Raw genomic sequence first — 13,475 nt, 5'->3', positions numbered from 1 at the left:
CCATCCCATGAAATCCAGTTTGCTATACTTAGCGATTTGTTTTGCTATTGCTACCAATGGCTTTGGTCAAATCGTCACCAATGACTCACTTGATATTACTTACAGCAAAACCACCAGTCTTGTATTTCCTTTTCCGATCAAGGGTGTCGATCGCGGAAGCAAAGAAGTGCTGGCTCAGAAGGCAAAAGGGGTGGAGAATGTCCTTCAGCTGAAAGCGGCACGACGGAGCTTTCCGGAAACGAATGTTACGGTTATTACTGCGGATGGGAATCTCCATCACTTTACTGTCAACTATTCCGATAATCCAAGAACACTTTGCATTCTTAAAAGTCAACGAGAAACCAACGAGCGTCCGTTGCTTTTTCCGGATGGAGTCAATGCTGAACAACTTTCAAATATTTCAAAAAGAATATTAGACAAACACACCCGAGGCAGTATTCGAAAGGATAAGAAATTCATGCTGAGAATCTCGTTAAAAGATATTTATGTCAATCAGAATATCATTCTCTATAAGGTTCAGATATCGAATAAGAGCAACGTCGATTATGACATCGATGCTTTGCGATTTTATATCCGCGACCAACAGAAGGTCAAGCGCACGGCGACTCAGGAAATTGAGGTTTATCCTATTTTCCTGTCCGGCGACGCAGAAACGGTCAAGGGGAAATCGAGGGTTAACGTCGTTTATGCCCTCCCAAAATTCACAATACCCGATGCTAAGGTTTTGGAAATAGACCTTTTTGAAAAGAATGGCGGACGAAATTTGAAGTTGAAGACCTCTAACGCCGTAATTCTAAACGCAAAAACAATCACTGAAGAATAATCTATTAACAACTTAAACAATTTCAATTATGAGCGAGAAAAATTTAGAGTTCCTTAAAGATGCATTGAAGTATCTGGGGTTTGGTGAAGGTCTCAATGAAAAGCTTACTGAAAATGTAAAATCAGAGAAACCGGAATTTCAATTGGGCACTGTAAACACATACGGAAAGGATAAGGTATCGTATAGTCTGGACTTTAAAAGATCTGACAAGGCCGACATGTATTTTTTCAACAGGTATACCGCTAGCTTCAAAGCTGGTGAAAACGGTCCGGAAAAATCCCAATCATTCTACATCAATAAGAATGCTGGCGTCACTGCGAAGGAAGCATATAATTTATTAAATGGAAGATCCGTCAACAAAGACCTGGTTAACTCCGAGGGCCAAAAATTTAATGCCTGGCTTCAGCTTGATTTCAATCAGCCAGATGATAAAGGCGGGCATAAGTTCAGGCAGTTTCATTCAGGCTATGGGTATAATCTTGAAAGAGAACTGGCGAAACTTCCTATCAATGACCTGAACGATATGAAATCCAAGGAACGCTTAATGCAGTCACTTGAAAGGGGAAATGTTCATGAGGTAAATTTTGTAAAGGATGATAAAACTCAAAAAATGTTCATTGAGGCAAACCCTCAATTTAAAACGTTGAATATCTATGACTCTGAGATGAAGAAAGTTTTCCAAGAGCATCAAAAGAAGGAAACTAAACCTGAGGCGGAAAAAGCAGTAGTCAGTGAGGATAAGAAGGAAGGCCAAAAAAAAGATCTGAATAAAAAACCAGATGACGAATCTCCTGATAAAGGAAAGCGAACCTTTTCTAGAAAGGGACTAGGAGTGTAAGAAACTAAATGTTGGTAAGCTTGCACGGTGAAACGTATTGCCTTAGCGTTCAAATTTTTTCCGGCGAGCTTAGCCAACCTTTGGAAATTTTAATCAGGAAAACCGGATTGCCAGATTTTTCTTTTCAGGATGGTTGATAACGTTCAGGCTTTTCGACGACAGACCCTTGAAGGGCAAAAAATTTGTGACTTAGGATTAGACTACCGACAATTGCAAACCAGAATGACTTACCTTCTTAAGACAGCCACACCAAAATACCCCCGCCAATCTCACACAAATCAGCAAGAATAAATAGCAAAATATTTTTAGAACAGACAGACTTCTATATTTTTTCAAGCATTGGCAGATCATAGATCAACTTCTTCTTTAAGGAATTCCTTTGCGCCATTTGGGCCGGTAATTTTTAACAATGCGGTGCTGATTTAAGAGCACTAGTACTTGAAAGAAATGAACTTTCGGATGGATACTCGTACAACTCAATTTAAAAATTTCATTGTTTATCTGAATCGTCTCCGGGTTCGTCCTCTCGAAGGAGGCTTATTCCATTCACGAAGCCACGCTTCCGTATCTGTTTTAGCCAGCGGCCTGCATAGCTCAATGTATTGATCATAGCTGGAAGCTTTTTCGCAGCTCTCCAGGATATGAGCTTCTGTTATATGAATATGTTCGCTTAAAACAGTCCTTGTATGATGTGAAACAATAAAGTCATCTCCATACGGATAGGGTACTCTTCCGTTTTTATGCTGTACAATATATTCTGATAATTCTTTAATCGTCATGCGTCACTTTACAAGTTTTAATTGAATCGGATTCAAGGCGGAGTCGAGCAGCGTATCAATCTCTTTAAAGAACTCCTGGCATGGGACGCGATAGTTGCTGTTCTTTTCAATATCATGCACGATGTCGAGGTAGCGGTCGAGGTTGACTTTTGAATTTGAAAGGTCAACCAATTTGTCTTTCAAGACCCCCTGCAACTCCTTGTCAACTTTCGTATAAAACTTAAATTGTAGGTAAGTTGGCAGATCACTGAGTATCCCCATAATCAATGTGGATCTATGCTCAGACAGGATTTCCTGAATCCTGAAAAGGGTAATGCGCTCATCGCCCTCTTCAATATGTTTTACGGTGTTTGCTATTCTGACTGATTTCATAACCTAAGTACGTTAGTATTTTAGGCAAAGGTAAATACTAATATTATTAGTTTTTATTATTAAATTGAGTAAATTGCAAGCCGCTGTTTAGCACGGCAAAAGGTTCGTATTTTTCGCTGTTCAAAATTGCTGAATGAAGTATGTTAAAATCGAGGGGGGCGTAAAATTATCTAGTTTTATCTCGCCAATGAGCGCCACATTAAGTGATGATCCAGCCTTTGATGATCCGAAATGGCTGTTTGAGATTAAGTGGGACGGTTATCGTGCAATCTCGGAGGTAAATGGAAAGGATACCCGGTTCTATTCTCGTAATGGTTTATCATACGCCAAAGCATACCCGAAGATTTACAACGAGCTGGTGAAGTTAGAAATAGATGCTACTCTCGATGGCGAGGTTGTAGTTTTCAGAGATGGAATGCCATCGTTCCAGGCCATTCAAAACTACAAGAGCACGCAGAATTTACCAATTCAATTTATTGTGTTCGATTGCCTCCAACTCAAGGGCAAAGACCTTACAAAGTTGAAATTGATAGAGCGGAAAGAATTGCTGAAGCGTATTCTTCCTGAAGGTGATATCATCAAGTATTGTGATCACGTTGAAGCTGAAGGTATCGCGCTGTTCGAGCAAGCGCGAAAGATCAATCTTGAAGGTATTATCGCGAAGAGAATCGACAGTAAATACTTCCCTGATAAGCGATCGAAAGAGTGGTTAAAGATTAAGAACGTTAATGTAGATGATTTTAAGATCATCGGATGGACTGATCCAAAAGCAAGTCGTCAATACTTTGGTGCATTATTGCTTGCAAGGGAAGTTGATGGAGAATTAGTTTATTCAGGTGAAGTAGGAACGGGATTCAAGAATGAGTTATTAAAAGATTTGTATTCAAAAATTCAGCCTTTTGAAGTTGATAAATGTCCACTTAAATCTCCGGTGAAAACGGAAAAGGGTTTTCATTGGGCGCAGCCAAAGTATACGGCCCAGGTGCAGTATGTTGAGATTACGGATGATGGGCATGTGAGGCATCCATCGTTTTTGGGATTGAGAAAGGATAAATAAAAGGAAAATATTATATGAGGTTAACTAAAGTCAACACTTTCGTTAAGAAGTATCAGCCATTAATCCAAACTGTGGGTATCGTTCTTATCTTGATTACTGTCGTTTTAACTTGGCTTCAGATTTCTATTGCACGAAAAGAATTCGAGTTTAATGAGCAAGGGAGAGCATACGACTTTGCACCGGGTTGGAAAATAGGTTTCACAAAAAATGAAAGCAACGCACTTATTGATGAGCTATCGATCACCACCGTCAATGATGCATACAACGTTCAGAAACTTCGCATCCAAATTTTGGATGGCATCACACCGTATGAATTTGAAGGTGTAGGCACTAATATCTCGACCAGTTCGTTAAAAGCACGCCTTTCATCTATCTATAAAAAGCATTACAACCTAGAAAATTTGGATTGCAGAGGATGCTACGAGGAAGATTCCTACCCTATAGCCGTTACAATATTCTATGAACGTTTTGGGGAACGTCAAGACACTACCATTCTATACGACTATCACTTTAAAACATACTTTTCGAAGCAGTATATTAAATTCAATTCTCAAGCATTGGAATTCGTAAAATATGTTGCTAAGGATTCTGCAAGTTTAACCCGGGAATTACTTACTTATAACCTGTCTTCATCTTTTTTCTCAAACATATCAGACGCAGCATTTCAAATTAGGCTCGCAATTGTCTTGAGAGATCCGGTGTTGAAACCGATTGCTGAATATGCCTATTCAAATGTAAACGTCTATAAAAATTCAGTTGTGTTTGTAACTGAAAAAACGGGTGAAAGAATTGGCGAATTCGTTTTGATGATGCCACAACCACTTTACGATAGCGTAGCTATAGTTCAACGAAAGGTCATTGTTCGAGAGTTAAATAAAAACATTGAAAAATACGACGAAACTATCACTTCAGCCATCCAGGAAATCCAAGAATTTGAAAAAGAGTTTTGCAAATGTAAAGCTGAGACCAATTTAGATTCTCTTATGAACCGGAAGACCATTGTTGGTAACAAGCAGCAATGGGATGAATGGGCTCGAATGAATTCTGAACTGGTAAATCTAGTGACAAAGAGAGTAAAAGTATAAGGAGGGAACTTTAAGTTTTACTAAGAAAATTGACTTTTTCGGAAGTCAGCAAAGGGGCCGGCTACAGATCAGCTTCGTTGATTGTCTTATAGTTCTATTTGTGGCGATAGCAAATTTCTACTTCACCTATTTACCAAGTTCTTTCCATATCAGATTTAAATTCTGGCGCTAACCTACTCCGGGTGGCAAATACACTGGCTTGTCAAAAGACTACGGCATAAAATTCAATGAGCCATTGGCCTTGTGTTTTTTTCAAATTTATTCCGTTTCCTTTTGACAAGCCTGCCACCCTTCGTTTGAGGTGCACCATAATTTAATTCTTATGATTATGGAAAGCACAAATGAAAAAACATTATTCGAAGTATCAGAGATTCAGCTCTCGTACAAGTCCAAAGTTAAGGCTTCACTACGTCCAAAGATTTCGTCATCAAACGACGCAGAAAAAATTCTTAGACAATATTGGAATGATGATCTTATCGAACTTCAGGAAGAATTCAAGATGATGCTCCTTAATCGATACAATAAAGTCATTGGAATTTTCACAGTTTCGCAAGGAGGAATTGCTGGCACTGTTGCTGATCCAAAGCTAATTTTCGGATGTGCTCTTAAGGCTGCGGCAAGCGGGATTATACTAGCACATAATCATCCGTCAGGTTCGTTGCAAGCTAGTCAAGCTGATATGGATCTTACTAAGAAACTTAGGGAAGGAGGAAGACTTCTCGACATTCAAGTTTTAGATCACATCATCATTACCAGCGAAGCATATTATTCATTCGCTGATGAAGGGCTCTTGTAGTCCTTCATCAATTGACACTCACACTAAAACCACTGCTTTGACGCCTACGGCTATCATTAGTTTATGATTACTTCCGGATGTCACGGCTGCTTATCTTTTACTTTTAAAGTTGAATCGGATTATCCAAATTCCATGATTGTCCTGTTTTAACTCAAACTCTTGATCACCTATCAAATCCGAAATCTGAGGAATTTTTTTTAACTCCTCAGTTGATGAAACTCCGGGTGCTTTAACCATATATATCATAGGTCCGAATTCGGAAATAACTATTGATTGCATATAGTGCAAAACTAGAAGAAGAAACTTCCCCATGCAATCAGGTTTTCCTTACAAAGGAATTTCGTATTATGTCAAGTTGTTGCAACATGATTTATTCGCGCAGAAATTGAGCCTAATAGTTCATTAACTTTGCTTGAATGGAGGAACATACAGATTTATTTGGTATTCCAATTCCTTCGACTGACAAAGTATTCGTCGGATTTGTAATTGTTCATATCATAATCTCGCTTGTTGCGGTAGCTACTGGCGTTTTGGCAATGCTTGCTCATAAAACGTCAGCTCGACATAAAAAGAATGGTAAAATATATTTTTGGTCGATTTCCTGTTCTTTCGTTACCGTATTGATTCTTTCTTTCATGCGATGGCGCACCTTGTTCACCTATTGATAATAGGAACTTTTACTTTCTGTCTCACCTTCATGGGGCGGAAGCTAGCGAAATCTAAGACAAAGGATTGGACCCGAATACACACCATTTGCATGGGATTTTCCTACATCCTCCTGTTAACGGGTTTTTATGTCGATAATGGAAAGAACCTTCCATTCTGGTCAATGTTTCCAGAATGGTTTTTTTATTTTTTTCCATCATTCGTGGGTGTTCCGCTAATTCTAAAAGTACTGGTGACCCATCCACTGAACAAAAGAATTTAGCTGTTACCTGATATTTGACGGATTTCCAGACATTTTTTTTTTGCAGGGGACTTGGTATTTGAGTATTTTAGCATTTACTAAAATATGATATGAGCGAGACCTGTATCCGCGTTCTGGCAGACATTAACCAGATAAAAGAGTGTAGAGCGAAAGTTAAAAATGTTAATGGTTCGCTGGTATTGTTGGCCAATGCCTTTAGTCTTGTGGGAAATGATGTAAGGATTAAGATCCTTTACTTGCTGCAGGAGGAAGGTCAACTTTGCCCATGCGACCTGAGCGATATTCTTGGAATGAATATTTCTCCGATTTCTCAACACTTGAGAAAATTGAAAGACGTGAAAATTGTAACCGCGAAAAAAACGGGGCAAACAATTTTCTACTCCATCAGTCGGGAATATTCTGAAATATTAAAACCTGTTTTCAAGTTGATCAATAATAATAAAGTATTGGAAATGTTATGAAAGCTTCAGTGTTGTTAACCGTTCTTACATCAGCAAGCGCATCACTTTGCTGTATTGTACCGATCCTCGGTGTGATCGGAGTCTCAAGTGGCTTGGTGTCGACTGTTTCATGGCTCGAGGCACTCAGGCCGTTCTTCATTGGTGTAACTGTTTTATTATTGGGCGTTGTCTGGTATAGTTCTCTTAAGGCAAACAGAAAGGATGATTGCGGATGTGAACCCCATAACAAGTCATTTTTTCAGTCAAAAAAATTTCTCGGAGCAATAACCATACTATCATTGCTACTTGTATCCTTTCCTTCTTACTCAAAATACCTATCGCAAGACAATGAGCCCACACCCAACACTGATCAGAAGAGAACCGAAAAGATCTCGTTAGGCGTTAATGGTATGACGTGTGCTAGCTGCGAACACCATATTGAAGGCGAAGTGAAAAAACTTTCCGGGGTTTCCTCAGTGAAAGCGTCATATGAAAACAAATCTGCTGTTGTCGAGTATAATCCACTCAAAGTAGACGAAGAAAAAATTATTGCAGCTATTAATAAGACAGGATATACCGTTGATCAAAATGTAAAGCTTATGCAAGAGAAGACAATTTCTGATTGCTGCGCGAAAGGAACGTGTACTCCTGAGACTTGCAGCACGATGCCGAAAGTTGACGTGCCCAAAGAAAAGAATGAAAATCTGAAGGTTCTTATAGATTTAGATGAGATAAGAAATGCTTTTAACAAGGAGACTGGAAAAGTCCGGTTCATTGCAATTCTTTCATCTACGTGTGGATGGTGTTTGCAGGGAGCACAAGCAGTGCAAAAAACAGTAATAGAAAACATATCGGATAAGGATTTAAGGGCTATCATCGTCTGGACTAACATGCTGAAAAGCGATGGCAAAGAGAAAGCATATTATGCAGCGTCCATGTTCAACGATCCTTCTATCGTTCAGTTCTATGATGCTGAAAACAAATTTGGCGATATGGTTGCTAGAAAACTCAATCCTAAAGGAGAAAAAGCCTGGGATATCTATATGTTTTACGATAAAGATGTTCAATGGAACAATGCCATTCCGAGACCCTTTGACTATGCCCATCAATTAAGCGAATCACTCCATCCATGGGCAGATCAAACGAAATACTTTTGCGGGAGCGACCTTACTAAGAGATTAGCTGACATTACCAGTTCCTTATAGAAGTAAAAAATGATCCCCGTAATTCTTAACTCAATGCTCACGTGTCCGCAATGCGGCTACAAAAAAGAAGAGATTATGCGGAGCGATGCGTGCCAATATTTTTATGAGTGTGAAAAATGCCATGCAATTCTAAAACCTAAAACGGGAGATTGCTGTGTTTTCTGTTCTTATGGGAGTGTTAAATGTCCGCCTATTCAGAAAGATATTCGCTGCTGCGGGTAAGAATTGGGCGCATCCAAATTTTAACTTGCGGCATTTAAGCATACTGGACCGAGTGGTTTCACAATGTTAATTTTAGCGGTATTTTCCAATAAAAATGCTACTTTTGCGGTGTGCGAGTCTTCAGCCTCATTTTATCACTTTATATCGCCTTCAGCGCATGTTATCCATGCGTCGATAGCACCATTTGCGTTGATGAGGTAAAGTCGGGTGCAGAAGTATCGCTTTCTAATCATGAACATTCGCCAACAGAAATCGACTTTTGTTCGCCCTTCTGTATATGCAATTGCTGCACTTCACAAATTACGCATCCAGGCGATTTTCATTTCGACGTACACAATAAAAAAATTGCGGACAATAATTCCAAAATCAGGCTCGATTATCCAAGGTCTGTCTCTTACACTATTTGGCAGCCGCCAAAGCTTTCCTAATTAGCAGTAACTGCTACACATTCTTTTTCTTAATTGATCGGAATATTTATGCGTCCCGAGCCTTGCCAAAATATCGGGCGAAGGTTCCTGCCGTGTACCCGATCAAATCCATAATTCTCAATTGTCACGTAAAATATGTTAGACAAAATCATTTCTTTTTCAATAAAGAATAAGCTTGCTGTCGGCTTGTTCACGCTCATGCTTGTTGCATGGGGCGTTTATTCCGTCATGCATCTTTCGGTGGATGCTGTGCCTGACATCACTAATAATCAGGTGCAGATAATAACGACTGCACCATCGCAATCAGCCTTAGACATTGAGCGGCTGGTCACTTTTCCTGTAGAACAGGTAATGGCAACTATTCCCGACATTACCGAGATACGTAGTTTTTCAAGATTTGGATTATCCGTAGTCACCATTGTCTTTCATGATAACGTCGATATTTATTGGGCCCGGAACCAGGTAGATGAACGACTGACAACGGCCTCGAGCCAAATCCCACTCGGCGTAGGAACGCCCGAGATGGCGCCGCTGACGTCCGGCCTAGGCGAGATTTATCAATACATCATCAGGCCCGAGAAGGGTTTTGAAGAAAAGTTTGACGCAATGGAACTCCGCAGCATTCAGGATTGGATCGTCAGGCGACAGCTGCTTGGAACGCCTGGTGTTGCTGATGTGGCTAGCTTTGGGGGCTATTTGAAGCAATACGAGATCTCCATTGATCCTGACAAGCTGCGAAGTTACAATCTCGGCGTAGCTGACGTTTTTTCGGCACTTGAAAAAAACAATCAAAATACAGGAGGAGCTTATATTGATAAAAAGCCAAACGCGTATTTTATTCGAAGTGTCGGCCTGATCGGTTCAATAGAAGACATTGGAAAGATCGTGGTGTCGAACACGCAACATGGAATTCCAATTCTGATTAGAAACATTGCAGATGTGCAATTCGGGCATGCGGTAAGGTATGGTGCAATGACCTACAATGCCGAAGGAGAAGTTGTGGGCGCAATTGTCCTGATGCTTAAAGGGGAAAACTCAAATGAAGTAGTTAAGCTGGTAAAGGAAAAGATGGAACAAATTAAGTCCACTTTGCCAGAGGGCCTGGCGATTGATGTTTACCTCGATCGCAGTGATCTCGTAAGCCGCGCAATTGGAACAGTTGAAAAAAATCTTTTGGAAGGTGCTTTGATTGTTGTTGTTGTATTGGTTCTTTTTCTAGGTAACCTTCGCGCAGGTCTGATCGTCGCCTCTGTCATTCCACTTTCAATGTTGTTTGCAGTTTCCTTGATGCATCTCTTTGGTGTATCAGGGAATCTGATGAGCCTTGGAGCAATAGATTTTGGACTCATTGTCGACGGTGCTGTTATTATTGTCGAAGCGACAATGCATCATCTTGGATTAAGGAAGATCACAAAACGGCTTACTCAGGCGGAAATGGATTTAGAAGTATACGAATCTGCTTCCAAAATAAGGACATCGGCTGCGTTCGGTGAGATCATTATTCTAATAGTTTATCTTCCAATACTTGCACTCGTTGGAATTGAAGGGAGGATGTTTAAGCCTATGGCCCAAACCGTCAGTTTTGCAATTCTAGGAGCATTCATTCTTTCGCTCACATACGTGCCGATGATGTCCGCATTATTCCTTAGTAAGAAGCCAGTCTATAACAGACGAACTTTTTCAGAGCGGATGATGGCATTTTTTTATCGCGCATACTCCCCTGTCATTAAAGGTGCTTTGCGCTATAAACTTCTTGTTGTAGTTTCTTCAGTATTAATCCTTGCTGTCAGTATAATTCTCTTCCTGAGAATGGGCGGTGAATTTCTTCCAACGTTGGAGGAAGGCGACTTTGCAGTAGAAACGCGTGTGCTCACAGGGAGCAGCTTGTCGTATACCGTAGAAGCTTCGACGAAAGCGGCTGAAGTGTTACTCCGTGAATTTCCTGACGAAGTAAAGGAAGTAGTAGGAAAAATTGGCTCTTCTGAGATACCGACAGACCCGATGCCTATTGAGGCTTGTGATCTCATGGTAATCTTAAAACCTAAGAGTGAGTGGACAAAGGCCAGCGGGCGTGAAGAACTCGCTGAAAAGATGGCAGAGGAACTCGAGGTTATTCCCGGTGTTACATTCGGGTTTCAGCAACCGATTCAAATGCGTTTCAATGAGTTAATAAGTGGAGTCAGACAGGATGTGGCAATTAAAATATTTGGCGAGGATCTGGATGTATTAACAGACTTATCGCAGCAAGTAGGATCAATAGTTCGCAACGTAGAAGGCGCGAGGGATATATACACTGAAGAAGTTACTGGTCTCCCGCAGATTGTTATAAACATAAACCGGGATGAAGTAGCAAAATATGGAATGAACATAGAAGATATCAATCAGGCTATCAATACGGCTTTCGCAGGACAATCAGCCGGGTTGGTGTTTGAAGGCGAGCGGAGATACGATCTTACTGTAAGGCTGAGGTCCGATAACCGTCAAAGCATTGAAGACGTTAGAAACGTATTTGTAACTGCCCCATCGGGAAAGCAAATTCCACTTAAGCAATTGGCCGACGTGGAATTCAAAATAGGACCTAATCAAATTCAACGGGAGGATGCAAAGCGCAGAATCATAGTGGCCTTTAACGTCAGAGGTAGAGATGTCTCAAGCATCGTTAAAGAGATCCAGGAAAAAGTGAGCAATCAATTGGATTTCCCGCCTGGATATTTTACAACCTTTGGTGGACAGTTTGAAAATCTTGAACAAGCAAAGGGAAGATTATCAATTGCAGTGCCCGCTGCATTGCTTTTAATCTTTATGCTTTTGTTTTTCACATTCCATTCGGTCAAGCATTCACTATTGATTTTTACTGCAATTCCGATGGCTGCGATCGGTGGGGTGTTTGCTTTACTTTTTCGTGGAATGCCGTTCAGCATCTCCGCCGGGGTTGGCTTCATCGCGCTTTTTGGAGTAGCTGTCTTAAATGGAATCGTGCTAATCGCAGAATTTAACAGATTAAAAAGAGACGGGATGACAGATTTAAATGAAGTCATTCTGAAGGGGACCGAGATTCGATTGCGGCCTGTCTTGATGACAGCAGCAGTTGCTTCTCTGGGATTTCTTCCTATGGCGCTTGCAACAAGCGCTGGCGCCGAAGTACAAAAACCACTAGCCACCGTTGTAATTGGCGGCTTGATTAGCTCAACAATACTAACGCTGATTGTATTGCCTTGCCTTTACATCTACTTTGAACGAATTGGTAAAAGTCCAATCAAAACATCGGATCTATGAGAACAATATTGATTTCTATAATGATGCTCATGTCAGTAACATTGCTTGCCCAGCAACATTCTTTTTCTCTAGACGAAGCAATTGATTATGCATTAAAAAATAATTCAAACATCCAGGCACTTGGGTATGAAGTGGAATCTCAAAGGCAAATAAGAAAAGCCTCAATTGATCTTCCAAAAACTGACGTTACGCTCTTGTATGGACAGTATAACAGCTATGCTAAAAATGATAACAATATTTCCGTGACTCAGTCTATTCCGTTTTCAGCCTTTGGTAGTCAGGGTAAGCTAAATAGGGCTCTGCTCGTTTCTTCAGGATTGAGAAAGGCGTCCTCGGAAAACGAACTTGTTTATCAGGTCAAGCAAATTTACAACGATCTGGCCTGGGCGTATTCTAATCGAGATTTGTTACTCCAGCAGGACAGCATTTTTGAAGGTTTTTACAAGGCTGCTTCACTACGATATCAGGCTGGAGAAACCAGGCTGCTCGAGCAAACGAGCGCTGACGCGCAGCGAAATCAGGCGAAGATTGGTTTGGCGGAAAACGAAACTCAAATACATGCATTGAGATCCGACTTAATGGGACTTTTGAATACTTCCGAGCTCCCAGATATTGTTGAGAAACGCCAGACTGAACATTCACTTTCGCTAAGTATTGACACACTCCTTATTGCTTCGAGCCCGTCCCTGGCATATGTGAGACATCAAATTGATGTAGCGGAGCGCGAAAGGAAGCTTCAATCGGCGAAGGCAGCACCAGATCTGTTGATAGGTTTTTTTAACCAAACACTGATTGGAACTACTAATCCGGAAACAGGAGCAATTGCTACAAGCGGCGAACGATTTTCAGGCATCCAGTTAGGTGTTTCGATTCCCTTGTGGTTCGGCCCGGCTATGGGAAGAATAAAGGCCAGTGTGTATAACAAGAAAGCTACGGAAAGTAATTACGAGGCATACAAGAAGAAGCTTTTAATCCAGATGGATCAAGCTATTAAGGAATATCAAACATATAAAGCAAGCTTGAACTATTATCGATCATCAGCTCTTCCAAATGCTGACCTTATTCTTAAACAATCGCAAGCTGCATTTAAAGGCGGTGAAATTGAATACAGCGAATTTTTACTGGGATTAAGAAATGCTATCGAAATAAGAGAGCGCTTCTTACAAACACTTCGAAAATACAACCAAAGCATCATACAAATAGAATTTTTATCAGGAGACAAATAA

General features: G+C 40.6%; 14 protein-coding genes. 11 read left to right on the top strand and 3 right to left on the bottom strand.

All coding sequences use genetic code 11. The features are described from left to right. The first annotated feature begins 7 nt into the window (after positions 1-7). Positions 8-823 (top strand): conjugative transposon protein TraN, encoded by an 816-nt coding sequence (traN, locus tag P2W71_RS25630; protein ID WP_276374273.1) that lies wholly within the window; start codon positions 8-10, stop codon positions 821-823. Positions 824-851: 28 nt separating this feature from the next. After that, positions 852-1,661 carry a hypothetical protein gene (locus tag P2W71_RS25625; RefSeq protein ID WP_276374272.1) on the top strand — a complete coding sequence of 270 codons (810 nt, stop codon included), beginning with the start codon at positions 852-854 and terminating at the stop codon, positions 1,659-1,661. 235 nt (positions 1,662-1,896) lie between these two features. On the opposite strand, the gene P2W71_RS25620 is transcribed toward P2W71_RS25625, so the two are convergent. From P2W71_RS25620 to P2W71_RS25610, 3 genes are all read right to left on the bottom strand, one after another. Then, complete coding sequence (locus tag P2W71_RS25620; protein ID WP_276374654.1) at positions 1,897-1,962, bottom strand: hypothetical protein; 66 nt, start codon at positions 1,960-1,962, stop codon at positions 1,897-1,899. A gap of 196 nt (positions 1,963-2,158) precedes the next feature. Beyond that, positions 2,159-2,440, bottom strand: a complete 282-nt coding sequence (locus P2W71_RS25615) for a hypothetical protein (RefSeq protein ID WP_276374271.1) — start codon at positions 2,438-2,440, stop codon at positions 2,159-2,161. Positions 2,441-2,443: 3 nt separating this feature from the next. Further along, positions 2,444-2,812: a hypothetical protein gene (locus P2W71_RS25610; RefSeq protein WP_276374270.1), complete on the bottom strand. Its 369-nt coding sequence runs from the start codon at positions 2,810-2,812 to the stop codon at positions 2,444-2,446. A 133-nt stretch (positions 2,813-2,945) separates the two neighbouring features. On the opposite strand from P2W71_RS25610, the gene ligD reads away from it, so the two are divergent. The 9 genes from ligD (at position 2,946) to P2W71_RS28680 (ending at position 13,475) form a co-directional block, all read left to right on the top strand. Further along, positions 2,946-3,869, top strand: a complete 924-nt coding sequence (ligD, locus tag P2W71_RS25605; RefSeq protein ID WP_276374269.1) for a non-homologous end-joining DNA ligase — start codon at positions 2,946-2,948, stop codon at positions 3,867-3,869. Between the two features lie 14 nt (positions 3,870-3,883). After that, positions 3,884-4,954: a hypothetical protein gene (locus P2W71_RS25600; protein ID WP_276374268.1), complete on the top strand. Its 1,071-nt coding sequence runs from the start codon at positions 3,884-3,886 to the stop codon at positions 4,952-4,954. A gap of 328 nt (positions 4,955-5,282) precedes the next feature. Continuing rightward, on the top strand, positions 5,283-5,750 hold the full coding sequence (locus tag P2W71_RS25595; protein ID WP_276374267.1) for a JAB domain-containing protein: 468 nt from the start codon (positions 5,283-5,285) through the stop codon (positions 5,748-5,750). Positions 5,751-6,166: 416 nt separating this feature from the next. Next, positions 6,167-6,415 carry a hypothetical protein gene (locus tag P2W71_RS25590; protein ID WP_276374266.1) on the top strand — a complete coding sequence of 83 codons (249 nt, stop codon included), beginning with the start codon at positions 6,167-6,169 and terminating at the stop codon, positions 6,413-6,415. A gap of 352 nt (positions 6,416-6,767) precedes the next feature. Continuing rightward, positions 6,768-7,139, top strand: coding sequence for a metalloregulator ArsR/SmtB family transcription factor (locus tag P2W71_RS25585; protein ID WP_276374265.1), 372 nt, complete (start codon positions 6,768-6,770; stop codon positions 7,137-7,139). After that, positions 7,136-8,323 carry a mercuric transport protein MerTP gene (merTP, locus tag P2W71_RS25580; protein WP_276374264.1) on the top strand — a complete coding sequence of 396 codons (1,188 nt, stop codon included), beginning with the start codon at positions 7,136-7,138 and terminating at the stop codon, positions 8,321-8,323. The genes P2W71_RS25585 and merTP overlap by 4 nt, the downstream gene beginning before the upstream one ends. 9 nt (positions 8,324-8,332) lie before the next feature. Beyond that, positions 8,333-8,545, top strand: coding sequence for a GDCCVxC domain-containing (seleno)protein (locus P2W71_RS25575; protein ID WP_346659976.1), 213 nt, complete (start codon positions 8,333-8,335; stop codon positions 8,543-8,545). Positions 8,546-9,108: 563 nt separating this feature from the next. Further along, the gene (locus P2W71_RS25570) at positions 9,109-12,249 is read left to right on the top strand and encodes a CusA/CzcA family heavy metal efflux RND transporter (RefSeq protein WP_346659975.1); all 3,141 of its coding nucleotides are present in this window, start codon (positions 9,109-9,111) and stop codon (positions 12,247-12,249) included. Continuing rightward, entirely contained in the window at positions 12,246-13,475 is a 1,230-nt protein-coding gene (locus tag P2W71_RS28680; protein ID WP_346659974.1) for a TolC family protein, read from the top strand. The genes P2W71_RS25570 and P2W71_RS28680 overlap by 4 nt, the downstream gene beginning before the upstream one ends.

This window comes from Chryseolinea sp. H1M3-3 (genome assembly GCF_029360725.1).
Classification (GTDB): Bacteria; Bacteroidota; Bacteroidia; order Cytophagales; family Cyclobacteriaceae; genus Chryseolinea.
Note: the sequence above shows the minus strand (reverse complement) of the source record. Positions and strands in the feature narration are given on the sequence as shown.